This is a genomic window from Streptomyces sp. NPDC053665, from assembly GCF_055585285.1.
This window is the reverse complement of sequence record NZ_JBVJKK010000013.1, coordinates 34,504-53,149: the sequence shown is the minus strand read 5'-3', so window position 1 is coordinate 53,149 and position 18,646 is coordinate 34,504. Positions and strand designations below refer to the sequence as shown.

Below are 18,646 nucleotides of genomic sequence, written 5' to 3'. Positions count from 1 at the left end.
GCACGAGTGGACGCACCCTGGACGTCGTCACCGCAGGATCACGGGCAGGGAGACGAGCCCTCGGACCATGCCCAGCCGCCAGCGGACCTCCTCGGCCGGCACGGCACGGCGTATGCCCGGGAAGCGGCGCAGCAGTGAGCCGATGGCGATCTCGCCCTCCATGCGGGCCAGCCGCGCGCCGAGGCAGTAGTGGATGCCGTGTCCGAAGCCGAGGTGTCCGCCGGCGTCACGGGTGAGGTCGAGCCGGTCGGGGTCCGTGAACCGGGCCGGGTCCCGGTTGGCCGCGGCGACGGACAGCAGGACCAGTGCGCCGCGGGGGATGCGGACTCCGCCGAGGGTCACGTCCTCGGTCGCGTAGCGGGCGACGCCGGGGTTGGTGGGGCCGTCGTGGCGCAGCAGTTCGTCGACGGCGGTGCGGAGCAGCTCGGGCCGGTCCCGCAGCGCGGCCAACTGCTCGGGATGGTCGAACAGGGCGTTCATGCCGTTGCCGATGAGCTGGACCGTCGTCTCGTGCCCGGCGAGGAGGAGGGTCAGCGCCATGGCCGCCAGTTCCTCGTCGTCGAGTCGGTCGTCGTCCTCCTCGTGCACCGCGATCAGGTCGCTGAGCAGGTCGTCGCCGGGGGTGTCGTGCTTCAGCGCGATCAGGCGCCGGGTGTAGGCGGTGAGCCAGGCGAAGGCCTGTGCCATGTCGGCCGCGGAGGTGTCGTCCCGGACGACCTGGAAGGCGGCGCCCGTCTTCTCGCGGAGTGCGTCGTGGTCCTCGGGGACGCCGAGCAGTTCGCAGATCACCCGGATGGGCAGGGCGGACGCGTAGGTCCCGATGAGGTCGGCCTCGTCGTCCCCCGCGGCCATGGCGTCGAGGAGTTCGTCGGCGATCTGCTGCACGCGCGGGCGCAGTCCGTCGACACGTGTGGCGCTGAACGCCCGGACGACCAGTTTGCGCAGGCGGGTGTGGTCGGGCGGGTCGAGGTTCACCAGGGAGCGCCGTGTGGCGTCGTTGGCGCTCGTGATGGCGTCCGTGGTGGGCAGGCTCTCGTCGTTGGCCATGTGGTCGTTGGCCGCGCTGCTCAGCCGTGGATCGGCCAGGCCGCTGCGGACGTCCTCGTGCCGGGTGACGAACCACCACTCCACCCCGTCGGGGAGCCGGACGGGGCGGGCGGGCCCTTCCTGCTGGAGGGCTCGCAGGGTGGGGAAAGGGTCGGTGAAGAACGCGGGCTGAATCGCGAAGTCCGTATCCGTCATGGCGGCAGGATGCCCGGCACCCGGTCGAGCGCCGGTCGAGCGGTACTGGCCCTCCGGATCCGCGCCCGCGGGTCAGTCGAGGTCGAGTCCCGACGCCTCCAGGAGCGCGTCGAGTTCGGCGTTGATCTCGTCGACGGACCGCTCCTCCTCGGTCCCGGCCGGGCCGGTCCAGCTCGGCAGGGCCGCCGGGTCGTGTTCGGCCGCCGGGTCGTGATCGGCCGCGGCGCCGGAGGCGGGAGCGGGGGCGGCGGCCTGTGGCAGGTCCATGCGGGTGAGGACCAGGCGGGTGATGTGCTCGGGGGTCGGGTGGTCGAAGGCGAGGGTCGCGGGCAGCGACAGGCCGGTCTCCGCGGAGAGGCGGCGGCGCAGTTCGACCGCCATGAGCGAGTCGAGGCCCAGGTCCTTGAGCACCTGCTGCGGGACGAGTGTCCCGGTGCCGGACAGGCCCAGCACCGTGGCGACCTCGCGCAGCACCAGGTCCGTGACCAGTTCCGTGCGCTGTTCCTCGGGCGTCGCGAGCAACCGCTCGCGCAGACCCTGCGCACCGCCCGGGCCGCCCGGGCCGCTCGGGCCGTCACCGGAGCCGCCGGCCGCGCGGCGCAGCCGGGCCCGTACGAGCGTCCGGAACAGGGCGGGCACCTCGCCTTCCTTGTCGGCTTCCTTCTGCACGGCCCGCAGGTCGAGCAGCACGGGCACGAAGTCGCCGGCCGGGCGGGCGAGCGCCGTGTCGAGCAGGGCCAGGCCCTGGTCGAAGGGCATCGGGGCGATGCCCTGGCGGCGCATCCGGTCCAGCTCGACCGTGCCCAGGTGGGAGGTCATGCCGACGCCGGCCTGGTGCCACAGACCCCAGGCAAGGCTGGTGGCGGGGCGGCCCTGCGCGCGTCGCCGGGCGGCGAACGCGTCGAGGTAGGCGTTGGCGGAGCCGTAGACGCCCTGCCCCGCGGTGCCGAGGGTGCCGGCGGCGGAGGAGAACAGCACGAACGCCGCGAGGTCGAGGTCGCGAGTGAGTTCGTCCAGGTGGTGGACGCCGGTGACCTTGGGGGCCATCACGCGGGAGAGCCGCCGCGCGTCCTGGCCGAGGAGCACACCGTCGTCCAGGACTCCCGCGAGGTGCAGGACCGCGGTCCACGGGCGGTGCTGTGCGGCGTCACCGAGCACGTGCGCCAGATCGTCCCGCCGGGAGACGTCACAGGCCACCACTCGGACGTATCGCGCTCCTTCCTCTTCCAGTTCCCGGACGAGTTCCGTGGCGCCGGGCGCGTCGGGTCCGCGCCGTGAGGTCAGCACCAGGTGCCGTACACCGTGGTGGCGCACCAGGTGCCGGGCGGTCTCGCGGCCCAGCTCGCCGGTGCCGCCGGTGATCAGTACGACGCCGTCGGGGTCGAGGGCCCGTACCGCGGCGGTGTCGTCGCCGGGCGCGGCGCGGACCAGGCGTGCGGCCCGCACCTCGCCGTTCCGGACGGCCAGTTCGGGCTCGCCGGTGACCGCGAGGGCGCGGGCGAGCGCGTCGCGGTCGGCGTCGTCCGGGCCGAGGTCGACCAGGCGCAGCGTGCGCTCGGGGTGCTCGGTGCGCGCGGACCTGACCAGGCCCCACAGGGGCGCGTTGGGCAGTCCGCCGAGCGTGTCGCCGGGCGCGGCGGCCACGCTGCCGCGCGTCACCCACACCAGCTCCGCGTCCGTGAGCCGGTCGTCGGACAGCAGTTCCTGGAGCTGTGCCAGGGCGAACTCGGTGGCGCGGTAGGCGGCTTCGGGCTCGCTGTCGAACGGCGGCCGTCCGGTGGCGTCGACGACGATCCGGGCGGGTGCGTCCTGGTGCGCGGCGAGCCGCGCGGCCAGGGCCTCGCCGTCCGCGAGGGCCGGTACGCCCAGCAGTCGGGCGATCAGGCCCGTGCCCGTCAGCACGGCGTCCGCGACCGGGCCCCGCATCGCGGGGGCCGGGACCGGCCGGAACTCCAGGCGGTGCAGTGCGTCGGTGCCGCCGCGCGCGGAGCGCAGCTGCCCGGCCGTCGCGCGGCGCAGATGGAGCGCACCGATCCGTGCGACGGGCCCGCCGGCCACGTCGCAGGCCCACACCCGGATCCGCCGGCCGCTCGCGGCGCCGTCGGCTCCGTCGGACACGTCGATCCGTACGCGCAGTTCACCGCTGCCCGCCGCGTGCAGCGTGACGTCGCTCCACTCGAACGGCAGGAGCGCGCCGGGGTCCTCCTCGCGGGCGACGCCCTTCATGACGTGCAGGGCGGTGTCGAGCAGCGCCGGGTGGAGCAGGAACCCGGTGGCTGCGTCCGGGTCGGGCAGGCGCACGAGGCCGTAGGCGGTGTCGCCCTTGCGCCACAGCTCGCTCAGGCCGCGGAACTCGGGCCCGTAGTCGATGCCCTGGGCGGCGAACCGGTCGTAGAAGCCGTCGAGTTCGACCCGTTCGGCTCCCGGCACCGGCCACTGCGCCAGTTCACCGAACACCGGGGTGTCCGGCTCGGCGGTGGCCTCGGTCAGTTCGCCGGAGGCGTGCTGCGTCCATGCGGCGGGCGCGGTCTCCGGGCTGCTGTGGACGGCGATCGTCCGGCGGCCCGTGGCGTCGGGCGCGCCGACGGTGATCTGGATCCGGACGGCGTCGTCGATCACCAGCGGTTCTGCCAGGGTCAGCTGGGCGACGCCGGCCGCCCCGGCCTCGTGCGCCGCGGCGGTGGCCAGTTCCAGCAGTCCGGTGCCGGGCACGATGACCGACCCGAAGACCGTGTGGTCCGCGAGCCAGGGCTGCTCGGCGAGCGACAGCCGACCGGTGATCAGGTGGCCCTCGCCGCCGGCGAGCGGTGTCACCGCGCCGATCCACGGGTGTGCGGAGGCGTCGAGGCCGAGCGACCCGGCGTCCCCGTGCGTACCGGGTACGTCGGACCAGTACCGCTCCCCCTGGAAGGCGTAGGTCGGCAGTTGCACGACGGTGCCGGTCCCCAGCACCCGGTCCCAGTCCACGGTGTGCCCCTGAACGTGCAACAGACCAAGATTGCGCAGCAGTTGGGCGGCGCCACCGGATCGCCGGCTGAGGGAGCCGACGACGATGCCGCCGCGCTCGGCGCTGCCGTCGGTGAGCGGCATCGACAGGACGGGGTGGGCGGAGATCTCGACGAAGACGGTGTGGCCGTCGTCGAGGAGTTCGGTGAGGGCGCGGTCGAAGCGGACCGGCTCCCGCAGATTGCGGCACCAGTACGTGCCGTCCAGCTCCGTGCCCGTGACGGCTGCGCCGGTCACGGTCGAGTAGAAGGCGATCTCCGGGGCCTGCGGGGTGAGGTTCCGGAACCGGGCGGCCAGGTCCGGCAGGAGGGGGTCCATCTGCGCGTTGTGGGACGCGTAGTCCACATTGATCCTGCGGGCGTAGACGTCTTCCGCCTGAAGCTCCGACACGATCCGCGCGATGGCGTCCGCCGCACCGGAGATCACCGTCGAACCGGCGGTGTTGACCGCGGCGACGGACAGGGTGTCGCCGTAGGGGGCGAGGAACTCCTCCACCTGCGCCACCGGACGCTCGATCAGCGCCATGCCGCCCTGTCCCGCGCAGGCCAGCACCGCCTTCGAGCGGGCGGCGACGATCTGCGCGCCCTGCTCCAGCGACAGCGCCCCGCTGACCACCGCGGCGACGACCTCGCCCTGCGAGTGACCCACCACCGCGGCCGGTTCCACACCCAGCGAACGCCACAGCGCCGACAGGGCGACACCCATGGCGAACAGTGCCGGCTGGACCACGTCGACCCGGTCGAACGGCGGGTGCTCGCCCTCCTCACCGGCCAGCACCTCCCGCACCGACCAGCCCGTCAACGGCCGCAGCGCCGCATCACAGGCTTCCACCGTCTCCCGGAACACCGCACTGGACGCCAGCAGTTCACGGCCCATGCCGACCCACTGCGAACCCTGGCCCGGATAGACGAAGACCACTTTCCCGTGCCGTTGCGCGGTACCGGTCACCACCGCGTCGTAGGCCTCACCGGCAGCCACCGCTCGCAGCGCCTCGACCAGCTCGGGCATGTCGGCGGCGACCACACCGGCCCGCTGCTCGAAGTGTGTGCGGTGCCGGGCGGCCGTGACGGCGACGTCGGTGAGGGCCGCGTCCGGCCGACCGGTCAGCCAGGACGCCCAGCGCCCCGCCTGCTCCCGCAGCGCGGCCTCGTCGCGTCCGGAGAGCACCACCGGCACCGGACCCGCCACGTCCGCGGACGACTCGGAGACTTCGGCGAGCGGCGGCTCCTCCACGATCACATGCGCGTTGGTGCCGCTGAGACCGAACGACGAGACCCCGGCACGCCGTGGACGCGACGCGTCCCGCTGCCATGGCTCGAGGGTGTCGACGACGCGGACCGGGAGGTCGTCCCAGGCGATGGCCGGGTTGCGCGGGCTGCTGTGGAGCGTCGCGGGCAGCGCGTCGTGGCGGAAGGAGGCGAGGACCTTGCAGACGCCCGCGATGCCGGCCGCCGACTCCAGGTGGCCGATGACGCTCTTGGCCGTGCCGAGACCGAGTTCGCGGCCCGGCTCGCGGCCTTCGCCGTAGACGGCGGCCAGCGCCTGCACCTCGATGGGGTCGCCGAGGGGCGTGCCGGTGCCGTGGCACTCGACGTAGTCGACGTCGGCGGAGGTGAGTCCGGCCGAGGCGAGGGCGGTGCGGATGACCTTCTGCTGGGAGGAGCCGTTGGGGGCGGTGATCCCGCTGCTCGCCCCGTCGTGGTTGACGGCGGTCGCCCGGATCACGCCCAGCACGGTGCGGTTCTGGGCGACGGCGTCGGACAGCCGCATCAGCGCGATCATGCCGACGCCCTCGCCGCGTCCGTAGCCGTCGGCCTCGGCGGAGAACGTCTTGCTGCGGCCGTCAGGTGCGAGGGCGTGGGAGCGGCTGAGCGCCACGAACGCGTCCGGGTCGGCGAGCACCTGGACACCGCCCGCGAGGGCGAGTTCGCAGGTGTCGGAGCGCAGTGCCTCGCAGGCGAGGTGGAGGGCGACGAGGGAGGAGGAGCAGGCGGTGTCGACGGACAGCGCCGGTCCCTGGAGGCCCAGGTGGTAGGAGAGCCGGCCGGCGTTGAAGCTGGGCAGGGTGCCGGTCAGGGTGTAGGTGTCGGCGGTGCCGCCCTGCCGGTGTTTGCCGTACTCGCCGACGCCCGCGCCGACGAAGACGCCGGTGGTGCCGTCGCGCAGGTCGCGCGGGCGGATGCCGGCGTTCTCCAGGCAGTTCCAGGCGCTCTCCAGCAGCAGCCGGTGCTGCGGGTCCATCGGTTCGGCCTCGCGGGGGCTGATGCCGAAGAAGGCGGCGTCGAAGTGGGCCACGTCGCCGAGGAAGGAGCCGTGGCGGGTGTAGGTGCGACCGTCCGCGTCGGGGTCGGGGTCGTAGTGGGCGTCGACGTCGAAGCGGTCGGCGGGCACGGTGGTGACCGTGTCGCGGCCCTCCGCGAGGACCTGCCAGAGGCTGTCGAGGTCGTGGGCGTCGCCGGGCATGCGCAGGCCGACGCCGACGATCGCTACGGGTTCGTCGGCCGGGCGGCGGGCGCGGGCGGGCGCGGCCGGGGCGGCCTGCGGGGCGGGGGTGAGCTCGGAGAGCAGCCAGCGGGTGGCGGCGGCCAGGTCGGGGTGGTCGAAGGCGAGGGTCCTCGGGGTGGGCACGCCGGTGTGCTGCTGGACGCGGACACTGAAGTCGACGGACATCATCGAGTCGAACCCGAGATCCTTGAAGCCGCGTTCGGGATCGAGGCTCGCGGGGTCCAGCACGCCGAGGACGGCGGCGGCCTCGACGGCCAGCAGGCGTCGCACGTGGTCGGCGCGCGCCTCCTCGGGCAGGTCGAGGAGGGCCGTCCGCAGGGTCGTGCCGGTGGCGGCGGGTGCGGCGTCCGCCAGCGCGCGGGCGGCCTCGGGGACGGTGCGCAGGAAGGGGCGGTCGCGGCCCTGGCCGTAGGCGGTGGCGGCGCGGGCCCAGTCGATGCCGGCGACGAGGACGGCGGGGCCCCGGTCGAGTACGGCGTCCAGGGCGTCCAGCGCGTGCGCGGCGGGCATGGGTTCGAGGCCGATGCGGCGCAGCTGGGTCTCGGCGGCGCCGTGGGTCATGCCGCCGTCGGCCCAAGGGCCCCAGGCGACGGAGACGGCGCGCAGGCCGGCCGCGCGGCGGCGGGCGGCGAGCGCGTCGAGGGCGGCGTTGGCGGCGGCGTAGTTGGCCTGGCCGACGTTGCCGAGGACGCCGACGACGGACGAGTACAGCACGAAGGCGTCGAGGTCGAGGTCGCGGGTGAGTTCGTCCAGGTGGAGTGCCGCGGTGAGCTTGGGTGCGGCGGCCGCGGCGAGGGACTCGGCGTCCTGGTTGTCCAGCAGCCGGTCGTCGAGCAGGCCCGCGGTGTGGAAGACGGCGCGCAGCGGGGTGTCGTCCGCCTTGAGCGTGTCGACGAGGGCGGCGAGCTGCTGCCGGTCGGTGACGTCGCAGGTGGCGAGGGTGACGCGGGCGCCGAGGGCTTCGAGGCCGGCGGTGAGTTCGGCGGCGTCGTCGGCGGCGGGGCCGCGCCGGGAGGCGAGGACGAGGTGTTCGGCGCCCCGTTCGGCGAGGCGGTGGGCGAGGTGGGCGGCGAGGGCTCCGCTGCCGCCGGTGACGAGGACGGTGCCGCGCGGGGTGAAGGGGCGGGCCTGCGTGCCGGGGTCGGCGCGGCGGAGCCTGCGCGCCAGGCGCCCGGAGGGGCGCAGGGCGACGTGTTCCTCGGCGGTGGGTGTGCCGTGCGCGGCGAGGGTCGCGAGCAGCTGGCGCAGCTCGCTGTCTCCGGGGCCGGCGGGCAGGTCGATCAGTCCGCCCCAGCGGGCGGCGTGTTCGAGGGCGACGACATGGCCGAGGCCCCAGATCCGGGCCTGGGCGGGGTCGGGTGCCAGGTCGGTGGCGTGCGCGGCGACGGCTGCCTCGGTGAGGAACCACAGCGGGGCCCGTACGGCGGTGTCCGCCAGGGCCTGCACGAGGGTGAGGCCGTGCACGGCGGCGTCGGTTCCGTCCGTGTCCGGGCCGGCGACGGCGAGGACGCCGCCGAGGGTGTCCTCGCCGAGGGCCGCGGTCAGGGCGGCGATCAGCGCGGCGCAGGCGGGCCGGTCGGTGCCGGTGGTCAGGACGTGGGGGTGGGCTCCGGCGGCCGCGAGGGTAGCGGCGAGGTGTTCGGCGCGGGCGGAGGCGGTCGCGGAGGCGGCGATCAGCCAGTGTCCGTGCAGGGTGGGCGTGGTGCGCGCGACGGCGGAGGGCTCCCACCTCTCATCGTAGATCCAGTCGGCGATGCGGCCCGCGCGGGTCTGCTGTGCGCGCCAGGCGGCGAGGTGGGGCAGGACGGCGGCGATCGCGTCGGCGTCGGCCGCACCGAGGAGTTCGGACAGTCTGCCGGCCTCGCCGCTGCCGACGGCGTCCCAGAAGGCGTCCTCGGCGCGGGAGTGCTGCCGGGTGCCGGAGCGCGCGTCGCGGGTGTTCTCGAGCCAGTGGTGCTCGCGCTGGAAGGCGTAGGTGGGCAGGGCCGCGGGCCGGCCGCCGGCCAGGACGCGGTCGAAGGCGAGGTCCTCGCCCGCGACGTGCAGGGCGGCGAGGGCGTGGATCAGGGCGCGGACCTCGTCGGTGGGTTCGGTGCCGCGCGGGGAGCGCTGGGAGGCGACGAACACCGCTTCCCTCTCGACGCATCCGGCGCCCATCGCGGACAGCACGGCCGCCGGGCCGCACTCCAGGTAGCGCGCCGTGCCGGAGGCTTCCAGCGTGCGCACGGCGTTCAGGAACCGCACCGGTTCGCGGACCTGGCGCACCCAGTAGGCCGGGTCGGCCAGTTCCGCGGCCGTCGCCCGGTCGCCGGTCACCGTCGACACCAGTGGGATCGCGGGCTCGCGGAACGTGCAGGAGGCGGCGACCTGCTCGTAGGCGGCGAGCATCGGGTCCATGTGCGGGGAGTGGAAGGCGTGCGAGACGACCAGCTCTCGTGTGCGGCGTCCGGCGGCGGCGAAATGCGCGACCACCGTCCGCACGGCCGCGCGGTCGCCGCTGACGACGGTCTGCGTGGGGGTGTTGAGTCCGGCGACCGAGACGCGGCCCCCGGCCGCGGCCAGTACCTCGGCCACCTCCTGTTCCGGTGCCTCCACGGACGCCATCGCGCCGCCCGCCTCGCACGCCTGCATCAGCCGGCCGCGCGCCGACACCAGTCGCGCCGCGTCGGCCAGGTCCAGTACCCCGGCCACGTGCGCGGCCGCCAGCTCGCCCACCGAGTGCCCGGCCACCGCGGCGGGCGCGATCCCCCACGCCTGCCACAGCCGGAACAGGGCCACCTCCACCGCGAACAGCCCCGGCTGGGCGAACTCCGTCTGGTGCACCAGCTCGGCGTCCGCGCTGTCGGCGGCCGCGAACAGCACGGCCGTCAACGGCACCCGCAGATGGGGGTCGAGCGCGGCGGCCACCTCGTCGAACGCCTGCCGGAACTCCGGGAAGGCCGCGTACAGGGCACGGCCCATGCCGAGACGCTGACTGCCCTGGCCGGTGAACAGCACGGCCAGGCGGCCGCCGACCGCGGCACCCTCGACAACGTCCGGGTGGGCCCGGTCGCCGGCCAGTGCGCGCAGCGCCTCGACGGCCCCGGCGGCGGATCCGGCGGTGATGCCGGCCCGGTGCTCGAAGTGGGTGCGGTGGTGGGCGGCGGTGTAGGCGGCGTCGAGGAGTTCGCCCTCGGTGGCGCCCTCGAGGTGGTCGGCGAGCAGGGCGGCGTTCGCGGCGCGGGCCTGTGCGGTCTTGCCGGACACCGTCAGGAGGAGGGGTGAGCGGCGGGCGGTGCGCTCCTGGCGGCCGTGCACGGCGTCCCAGTCGATGTCGTGTCCGTCGCACCACAGGCGTGCGGCGAGTGCCTCGAGGCCGCGGCGGGCGCCGCGGTCGCGGCGGCCGGTGGCGTGGGCCGACGAGCGGGTGTCGCCGAGGTCGGCGAAGGTCCGCTGGACGGATCGGCGGGCGACGGGGTGCGGGGCGATCTCGACGACGCGCAGTCCGCGGGTGGCGGCGGGACGGGCGAGGGTGAGCGCGGTCACCGACTCGGCCAGCAGCATCGGTTCGCACATGTTGCGGGCCCAGTAGGCGGCGTCCAGGGCGGTGCCGTCGACGTGGTCGGCGAACACGGTGGAGAAGAAGGGGACGGAGGTGGTGCGGGCGCGTACCGTGCCGAGGCGGCGCACGAGTTCGGGGGCGAGGTCGCGCAGGCTGTCGCTGTGGGAGGCGTAGTCGATGTCGACGCGCAGGGTGCGGGTGCCGCGCTCCGCGAGATCGCGTTCGAGTGCGGCGACGGCGTCCAGGGATCCGGACAGGCAGACCTGCCCGGGGGCGAGGTGGCCGGCGACACTGATGCCGCGGGTGGGGTCGGCCGCGAGTTCGGCGGCCTCGTCGACGCCGAGGTCGCAGACGGTGAGGGCGCCGAGGCCGCAGGCGCGTTCGGCGATCAGCGCGGACCAGGTGGTGATGAGGCGGGCGCCCTCGTCCAGGTCGAGGGCGCCGGCGACGACGGCCGCGGCGACCTCGCCGACGCTCTGCCCGAGCACGGTGTCGGGTTCCAGGCCCCAGGCGGTCAGGGTGCGGGCCAGGGCGATCTGCACGGAGAACAGCACGGGCTGGACGACGTCGGTGCGGTGCAGCCGGGAACGGGTGCGGCCGGCGAGGAGTTCCTCGGTGACGGACCAGCCGGCGTACCGGCGCACGGCGGTGTCGCAGGCGTCCAGGGCGGCGCGGAAGGCGGGTTCGGTGAGGAGGTCGCGGCCCATGCCGAGCCACTGCGAGCCGTGGCCGGAGAAGAGGAAGGCGAGCGGGGGGCGTTCGCCGGTGCGGACGGGGCCCGCGAGGAGTTCCGCGGTGGTGCCGGACACGGCGGCGACGGCCCGGTGCTCGCCCGGCTCGGGTGCGGGGGTTCCGCCGGACGCGGCGGTGCCGCCCGTGGGGACGGTGATGCCGGTGAGGGCGGTGACGCTGTCGTGGAGGGCCTGTTCGCTGCCGGCGCTGAGGGGCCGCAGGGTGCGGCGCCGGTCGGGGGCCTCCTCCAGGGCGATGTGGGCGTTGGTGCCGCCGAAGCCGAAGCCGCTGACGCCGGCGTAGCGGCGGGGGGCGGCGGGCCAGGGCTGGTGCTCGGCGACCACGCTCAGGCGGTTGCGTGCGAAGTCGATGTGCGGGTTCGGTTCGTCGAAGTGGAGGCTTGCGGGGAGTTCGCCGTGGTGGAGGGCGAGGGCGGTCTTGAGCAGGCCGACGACTCCGGCGGCGGGCTCCAGGTGCCCGAAGTTGGTCTTGGCGGAGCCCAGGCGCAGGTCCTCGGTGCGGCCTTCGGCGAACACGGTGCCGAGCGCCTCCGCCTCGACGGGATCGCCGAGGAGGGTGCCGGTGCCGTGCGCCTCGACGTAGGAGACGTCGCGGGGGTGCACTCCGGCGTCCTGCCAGGCGGCGCGTACGACGTCGGCCTGGGCCTGCGGGTTGGGGGCGGTCAGGCCGTTGGAGGCGCCGTCGTTGTTGACGGCGGTGCCGCGGACGACGGCGTAGACGCGGTCGCCGGCGGCGAGGGCGTCGGACAGGCGGCGCAGGACGACGACGCCGGCTCCCTCGCCGCGCACGTATCCGGCGGCGCCCGCGTCGAAGGCGCGGCACTGGCCGTCGGGGTTCATGCCGCCGAACTTGGTCATGGCGACGGTGGTGTGCGGGTGCAGCATCACGTTGACGCCGCCGGCGAGGGCGAGGTCGCTCTCGCCGCGGCGCAGGCTCTGCACGGCGAGGTGGGTGGCGGTGAGGGAGGAGCTGCACGCGGTGGCGACCGCCATCACCGGGCCCTGGAGGCCGAGGGTGTAGGCGATGCGGGCGGGGATGACGGAGTTGTCCCAGCCGACGGCGGAGTGGGTGCCGATGGCGTCGGGGTCGGCGCCGGTGGCCAGGTGGTACTCCTGCGCCATCGCGCCGAGGAACACACCGGTGCGGCTGCCGGACAGGGAGCCGGGCACGATCCGGGCGTCCTCCAGGGCGGCCCAGGCGACCTCGAGCGCCATGCGCTGCTGGGGGTCCATGTGCCGGGCCTCGGCCGGGGAGATGCGGAACAGTTCGGCGTCGAAGCGGGAGATGTCGTCGAGGAAGCCGCCCCAGCGGGTGTTCATCCTGCCGGGCGCGCGGGGGTCGGGGTCCAGCCACTCCTGGATGTTCCAGCGGTCGGCGGGCACCTCGCGGACCGCGTCCAGGCCGTCGGTGAGGGCCTGCCAGAGCTGTTCGGGGGTGTCGACGCCGCCGGGCAGCCGGCAGCCGAGGCCGACGACGGCGATCGGTTCGCCGTCGTCGGTTCGGACCGGGGCCCCGGGGGCGGCGGGGAGGGGGGCGGTGCCGGCCAGATGGGCGGCGAGGGCGGCAATGGTCGGGTACTGCCACACCACCCCGCCGGGTACGGGCCGGCCCAGGTGCTGTGCGAGGGCGGCGACGAGGGACACGATCCGCATGGAGTCCAGCCCGAGGTCGCGCAGGGGCCGGCCGGTGTCGACGGACTCGGGCGTGACGTCCAGCAGGGCCGCGACCGATGTCCGCAGGAAGGCGGTGACGTCCTCGGCGGAGGTCGTGTCCCGGCCGGCGCCGCTGTTCACCTGGGCATAGCTCATCTGCTCATCCTCGAAGCTCGTGGGAAGCGAACGACCGTTGCCCGAGGCGGGCTTGGGGGGGCGCGGGTGCCGCACGGCGCCTGTCCCAGCCTCGGCAGGACTTCTCGAGCCCGGGTCGAGACGGGATCCATCCGTGCGGGCCCGGCAGCGGAGCGGCGCGGTTCCTCTCGCGGCGGTCCGCGGCGGGGCCGGTGTCGGGCGCGGGCGCACCCCTCGGTGGAGCTGTCCCGGGGGGTGCGCCCGTGCGTGGTGTCAGCCGGCCGGGGCGGGGTTCACCGCCGTCCCCGGGGCTCCCGGCCGGCGGGAGCGGGGGCGGTGCCCGGTGTGGTGCCGCCCTGCTCGGGGCTCAGCGGGCCGGTGCCGCCGTACGCCTTGCGCTGCTGCGGCGTCAGGGTGCGGGAGCCGGCGATGGCCGAGTAGACGCTCACGGACGGCGTGGGGATGCGCTCCATGGTCGTGCGGTCGACCTCGTAGAGGCCGAAGCGGGCCGTGTAGCCCGAGAGCCACTCGAAGTTGTCGAGCAGGCTCCAGTGGTAGTAGCCGCGCACGTCGGCCCCGGCGGCGCGGGCCGCGGCGATCTGTTCCAGTGTGCGCACGATGTGCTCGGTGCGGCGCACGGGGTTCTCGGTGGCGATACCGGACTCGCTCACCAGCAGCGGGATGCCGGGGTAGCGCTTGGAGTACTCCTTCAGCACGCCCGTCATGCCCTGCAACGAGCCTTCGTAGCCCATGGCGGGCACGAAGTACGACGGGTCGCGGTAGGGGAGGCACGGCGCGGTGGTGCACAGGTCGACGCCGATCACCGGGTACGTCTGGCCGGTGCCGGTGCCGCCCTCGGCGGAGACGCCGATACGGGCGTAGAGCTGCGGGCCCAGCCAGTCGAGGGTGCCCTTCCACTCGGGGTGGCGTTCGTCGGGCCTGCCGTCCAGGTCGCTGTCGAACGTGCCGTCCCGCAAGGCGTCGACGAACCCGAAGTCGAGGTACTGGCGGTAGCGGTCGCGGGCCTCGATGTCGCGGGGGTCGTCGCTCGTTCTGCCGTCGCGTATGGGCACGTACTCCTGGGCGCCCACGGTCAGGCCCACGCTGGAGGCGGTGCCGTCGCGGTCGGCGTCGACCCGGTCGTACTTCTTGACGGCCCGGTACATCGCCACGTGCGCCTGGAGGTAGCCGCGCTGGGCCGCGGTGAAGCGGGGCAGGCCGGCCGGGTTCAGGTTGGCCTTGCCGGGCGGGCCGGCGCCGAACGCGTGGGCGAAGGTCATGTAGACCATCGGTTCGTTGACCGTCACCCACTCGTCGACGCGGTCGCCGAAGCGCCGGGCGAGCAGTGCGGCGAACTCGGCCATCTCGGAGACGACGAGCCTGCCGCCCTGCGGGTGGTCCAGCCCGCACAGGTTGGTGTCGCTCGGGCCGTGCGCACAGGCCACGTCGCGCGGGTCGTCGACCCACACCGGGTTGGCGAAGTGGTGCAGCGTGACCATGGGGCGGATGCCCTTGGCCGCGAGTGCGTCGAGCTGCTTGGCGTAGTGGTCGAGGGCCGCTTCGTCGATCTTGTCCCGTTCGGGTTCGACCCGGGACCACTCGATGCTGAAGCGGTAGGAGTCGACGTTCAGGTCGTCGACCAGGTTCACGTCCTGGACGGCCCTCGTGTAGCCGCCGACGCCCTCGCCCACGAACGGGCTCTTGCCCAGGCCCTCGGGGGCCGGCCTGGTCCACAGGTACCAGTCGTTGTTCGTGTTGCGGTCCTCGATCTGCGTGGCCGAGCTCGACACCCCGAAGCGGAAGCTTCCCTTGCCCGAGGGCTGCGAGAGGGAACCGATGCCCGGGAAGGCGATGCGCCCGCGGCCCGCGGCGCCGTCCTCCGGTGCGGGCGAGCCCTGCGCTCCCACGGGTGTGAGGGCGACGGCCAGCGCGGCAGCCGCCGCCACGGTCATGCCTGTCAGTCGTTTCACGGTGTCTTCCTCGTTGCGGAGACGGTTGTCGTCGGGGCCTGCCGCCGGTTCCTCCCGGCCCGACCGGGCGCATGCGACAGCGGCCGTGTCGCCCTCGCGGGCTGACACGGCCGCCGGTGATGACGCACCCTTGTCGGGTCGGCGGCGGGCTCAGCACGCGCGTTGCTGTCCCGTCACTCTCCCCGGGTCCGCTCGAGGTCCGCTGGAGCTCAGGCGGTGCGGCGGGCCAGGTACTCCTCCACGGCGTCCGCGGCGAGGGCCGGGCCGTCGACCTCGCGCATGCGCCGGCCCATGTCCTTGGTGCGCGCGGCGACGGCCTGGTCCGCGGCGACCTCCTCGACGCTCTTGCGCAGCGACTCGGCCGTGAAGTCCTCACGCGGCAGGAGCCGGCCGAAGCCGAGCTCGTCGACCCGCATGCCGTTGGCGCGCTGTTCGCTCATCTGCGGGATGACGATCATCGGCACGCCGTTGTAGAGGGACTCCATGACGCTGTTCATGCCGCCGTGGGTGACGAACAGCGAGGCGCGCTGCAGCACGTCGAGCTGCGGGAAGCTGCGGCGCACGTCGAAGTTGCCGGGCAGGGTGCCGAGTTCGGCCGGGTCGACGGTGTCGCCCACCGACAGCAGCACCTGCCAGTCGCTGCCGCCGAGCGCCTCCAGGCTGGTGTGGAAGAACTCCGGCCAGCCCGTGGCGGCGGTGCCGAGGGACAGGTAGAGGACCGGGCGGTCCTCGGACGCCGGCCGCCACGTCCCCTGGAACGCCGACCGGTCGCCCAGACAGGGGCCCGCGAAGACGAAGCGCTCGTCGAAGGTGTCCCCGTCGTAGTGGAACTCCCTCGGCAGGAAGATGATGCCGAGGCCGGCCGGCTCCATGAGGAACTCCATGGCCGTCTTCCCGGGGAACCCGAGCTCCGGCAGCATCCCCTCCAGCTTGGCGATCATCTCCATGACCTTGGGGTCGGTCATCTCGGCCATGGGGAACTTGGCCTGGATGGAGAAGTGCTCGTTGAACCCGTACGACGGGAACAGCCGCACCAGCGGGATGTCGTGCTGTGCGGCGTAGAAGCGGGCCCCCCACGCCATGAAGTCGTGGAGGATCACGTCGGGGCGGTTCTCGCCGTAGAAGCCCTCGACCTGGGCGGCCAGGGAGGTCGCCTCCTCCAGCGTGCGCAGTCCCTCGCCCGAGATCGCCTCGGGGGTGAACGGGTTGGTGTAGTACTCGCCGAAGACCGAGGTGTAACGGACCGGTTCCGCACCCGCCGCCTCGATGGCCGGGGCGAACCGGTCCGTGGTCGTGCACGAGACCCGGTGGCCGCGCCGTACGAGTTCCGCCACGACCCCCAATGTCGGGTTCAGATGCCCGAATGCAGGGAAATTGAAGAATGCAATGTGGGAGGTCAAGAAAACACCTTCTTCGGGGTCGCAGAGATTGCGCTCACGGCGATCCGGCACTGTACCAGCGGCGCGGTGCCGGCGCCCCGCGTTCCTGAGCGCGACGGTTCAGAACGGGACCGTCATCCCCAGGGCTCCACGCAGACTTCCCAGTTGACCGCCGTGGTAGGCGTCGTGCATCTGCACCAGCGACAGCGCGGACCCGAGCTTGGCGAGACGGGTCTTCCAGTAATCGTCAAGCGGGGCTTGAATCTCGACGGGGGTCTCGCGGTGCAGGTCCTCGACGCTCAGGGTGCCGACGAGTTCACGCAGTCGCCGGTGGATCTGCTTGTACAGTCCGAGCATCTCCGCCAGTGACGGGGCGTTCTCCCAGTCGACCTGGTCGCAATCGCCTGCCCACTTCTCGTAGAATTCCAGGGAAAGAAATATTCCGCCTTCCTGATAGAGACCCGACACGTAGTCCTTGGAACACATCAGGTGGCCGAGGAACCACAGGGCGGGCATGTGGCCGGGCGGCGCCGTGCGGGCGCTCTCCTCGTCGAACCCGTCGATGAGTTGCAGGATCATCTCGTAGGCCAGGTCGAATTCCTGCAGCAGGTGGGCGCCGAGGGCGTCCGTGCCGGGCTCCGCGGGGGCGATCGTCATGTCCTCTTCCTCTTCCTCTGTTCGGCGAGCCTGGCCCGTACCTCGTCGAAGGTGGGCAGGACGGGCGAGTCGGTCACCCATCGCGTGCCCTCCCAGGCGTAGGCCAGGTTCTTCGTCTTGCGCACCGCGTTCATGTGGCCCTCGGACGTCAGGAACGCCTGCAGCGACTCCTCGTCCGTCCACACCGCGAGCGCACGCGAACTCATCCAGCACTTCTCGGAGATGGCGAACGTCGCGGCGAGCAGGCCCTCGCAGCGCCACAGTTCCTCCAGGAGCACCCGGTTGAGGTCGGTCGCCACCTCGATCGCGCCGGGCTTGGGCCAGCCTCCGGACGTGGCCACCACGTAGGTGGGCGGCAGGGGCTCCTTCAGGGCGCCCGTGGCGGGGTCGATGGCCGGGCCGGTCCAGGGGACGACGATCTCCAGGTCCGCCTCGTCGCAGGCGGCGAACTCCTCGACGGTGGCCGGCACGGGGCGGGCCGCCGGGCCGACGCCGGTCTCCACGGTCATCTCAGGCCGCCTTCCGGCGCACCGGAAGCTGCACGAACTCGGAGATGAGCAGGCGCAGCACGAGCATCTTCGACTCGCCGTGCAGCTCCAGCGTCGGCAGGACCGGCAGCAGGGCCCGGAACATGGCGCGCAGCTCGGTCTTGGCCAGGGCGGAGCCGATGCAGCGGTGCTCGCCGTTGCCGCCGAAGGCGATGTGACGGTTGGGCTTGCGGGTGATGTCGAAGCGGTAGGGGTCGGGGAAGACCTCGGGGTCGCGGTTGGCGGCCGGGAAGAACATCGCCACCGTCTCGCCCTTGCGGATGCGCTGTCCGCGGATCTCGGTGTCCTGCCGGGCGGTGCGGGCCATGACCACGGCGACCGACGTCCACCGCAGGATCTCCTCCACGGCCCCGTCGAGCAGGGAGGGGTCGTCGATCAGGAGTTGCAGCTGGTCGGGGTTCTCCAGCAGGGCCTTCAGGCCGCCGGTGATGGCGTTGCGGGTGGTGCCGTTGCCGGCCTGCACCAGGTTGAAGAGCTGGTACGACATGTCGTGGAACTGGAGCGGGTTGCCCCCGACGTCGGCGCGGGCGAGCCGGCTGAGCACGTCCGTGCCGTTGGCGCCGCCCTCCTCCATGCGCTTCCTGGCGAGCGCGGACATGTATTGGTCGAGCTCCACCATGGCGCGCATGAAGCGGGCCATGGCCTCCTCGCCCTCCTCCTGCTTGTAGCCCTTGTGGAAGGCCGCCGCGGTGTCCTGGTGGACGCGGAAGAGGTGGTCCCAGTCCTCGTTCGGCACCCCGAGGAGTTCGAAGATGGCGGCGAGCGGCAGCCGGCCGGCGAGGTCGTGGGCGACGTCGGCGGTGCCCTCCTCGTCCAGCTTCTTCAGGAAGTCGGCGACGTAGGAGGTGGACAGCTCGAAGAAGCGCTCCTCCATCGCCGCGGTCGCCTTCGGCGTGAAGCACGGGTACATCGCCTGCCGGACCTGCCGGTGCAGCGGCGCGTCCATGAAGCCCAGGCCGGCGGGGTAGTCGGCGACGTGGCCGTAGACCTGGCCGCGGCGCTCCCGCTCCATCTCCCACGGGTCGATCTCGTCCGGGGTCTCGACGGCGGTGCGCTCGCGGCAGGAGAACAGCTCCGGGTTGCGCGCGACCCAGGAGATGTCCTCGTGCCGGGTCAGCGCCCAGAACGGCTCGTAACCGGGGCGGTGGTACCAGTGGACGGGGGACTCCTGCCGGAGCCGGTCCCACTCCTGCCACGGGTAGCCCTGGTCGTCGTACAGCTGCTCACTGGTGATGTCGATCTCTGCGAGCGATTGCAT

7 protein-coding genes are annotated in these 18,646 nt (G+C 73.6%); all 7 read right to left on the bottom strand.

The features are described from left to right. Nucleotides 1-27 precede the first annotated feature (27 nt). The 7 genes from ACZ6ZN_RS32885 to ACZ6ZN_RS32855 all read right to left on the bottom strand — a co-directional run bounded on the left by ACZ6ZN_RS32885 (nucleotide 28) and on the right by ACZ6ZN_RS32855 (nucleotide 18,646). Entirely contained in the window at nucleotides 28-1,242 is a 1,215-nt protein-coding gene (locus ACZ6ZN_RS32885; RefSeq protein ID WP_469651854.1) for a cytochrome P450 family protein, read from the bottom strand. 72 nt (nucleotides 1,243-1,314) lie between these two features. Beyond that, the gene (locus tag ACZ6ZN_RS32880; protein ID WP_469651851.1) at nucleotides 1,315-12,855 is read right to left on the bottom strand and encodes an SDR family NAD(P)-dependent oxidoreductase; all 11,541 of its coding nucleotides are present in this window, start codon (nucleotides 12,853-12,855) and stop codon (nucleotides 1,315-1,317) included. 272 nt (nucleotides 12,856-13,127) lie between these two features. After that, nucleotides 13,128-14,804: a family 1 glycosylhydrolase gene (locus tag ACZ6ZN_RS32875; RefSeq protein ID WP_469651849.1), complete on the bottom strand. Its 1,677-nt coding sequence runs from the start codon at nucleotides 14,802-14,804 to the stop codon at nucleotides 13,128-13,130. 209 nt (nucleotides 14,805-15,013) lie between these two features. Continuing rightward, nucleotides 15,014-16,255 (bottom strand): macrolide family glycosyltransferase, encoded by a 1,242-nt coding sequence (locus ACZ6ZN_RS32870; RefSeq protein WP_398111757.1) that lies wholly within the window; start codon nucleotides 16,253-16,255, stop codon nucleotides 15,014-15,016. A 48-nt stretch (nucleotides 16,256-16,303) separates the two neighbouring features. After that, the gene (locus tag ACZ6ZN_RS32865; RefSeq protein WP_469651847.1) at nucleotides 16,304-16,840 is read right to left on the bottom strand and encodes a DinB family protein; all 537 of its coding nucleotides are present in this window, start codon (nucleotides 16,838-16,840) and stop codon (nucleotides 16,304-16,306) included. Next, the gene (locus ACZ6ZN_RS32860; protein ID WP_469651845.1) at nucleotides 16,837-17,349 is read right to left on the bottom strand and encodes a hypothetical protein; all 513 of its coding nucleotides are present in this window, start codon (nucleotides 17,347-17,349) and stop codon (nucleotides 16,837-16,839) included. Before ACZ6ZN_RS32860 ends, ACZ6ZN_RS32865 begins: the two co-directional genes overlap by 4 nt. Before the next feature lies 1 nt (nucleotide 17,350). Further along, nucleotides 17,351-18,646 (bottom strand): cytochrome P450, encoded by a 1,296-nt coding sequence (locus ACZ6ZN_RS32855; RefSeq protein WP_469651843.1) that lies wholly within the window; start codon nucleotides 18,644-18,646, stop codon nucleotides 17,351-17,353.

What these genes read in the sequence shown, in the direction of transcription:
- ACZ6ZN_RS32885 (WP_469651854.1), bottom strand. Translation starts at nt 1,242, where the DNA reads ATGACGGATACGGACTTCGCGATTCAGCCCGCGTTCTTCACCGACCCT.
- ACZ6ZN_RS32855 (WP_469651843.1), bottom strand. Translation starts at nt 18,646, where the DNA reads ATGCAATCGCTCGCAGAGATCGACATCACCAGTGAGCAGCTGTACGAC.
- ACZ6ZN_RS32880 (WP_469651851.1), bottom strand. Translation starts at nt 12,855, where the DNA reads ATGAGCTATGCCCAGGTGAACAGCGGCGCCGGCCGGGACACGACCTCC.
- ACZ6ZN_RS32865 (WP_469651847.1), bottom strand. Translation starts at nt 16,840, where the DNA reads ATGACGATCGCCCCCGCGGAGCCCGGCACGGACGCCCTCGGCGCCCAC.
- ACZ6ZN_RS32860 (WP_469651845.1), bottom strand. Translation starts at nt 17,349, where the DNA reads ATGACCGTGGAGACCGGCGTCGGCCCGGCGGCCCGCCCCGTGCCGGCC.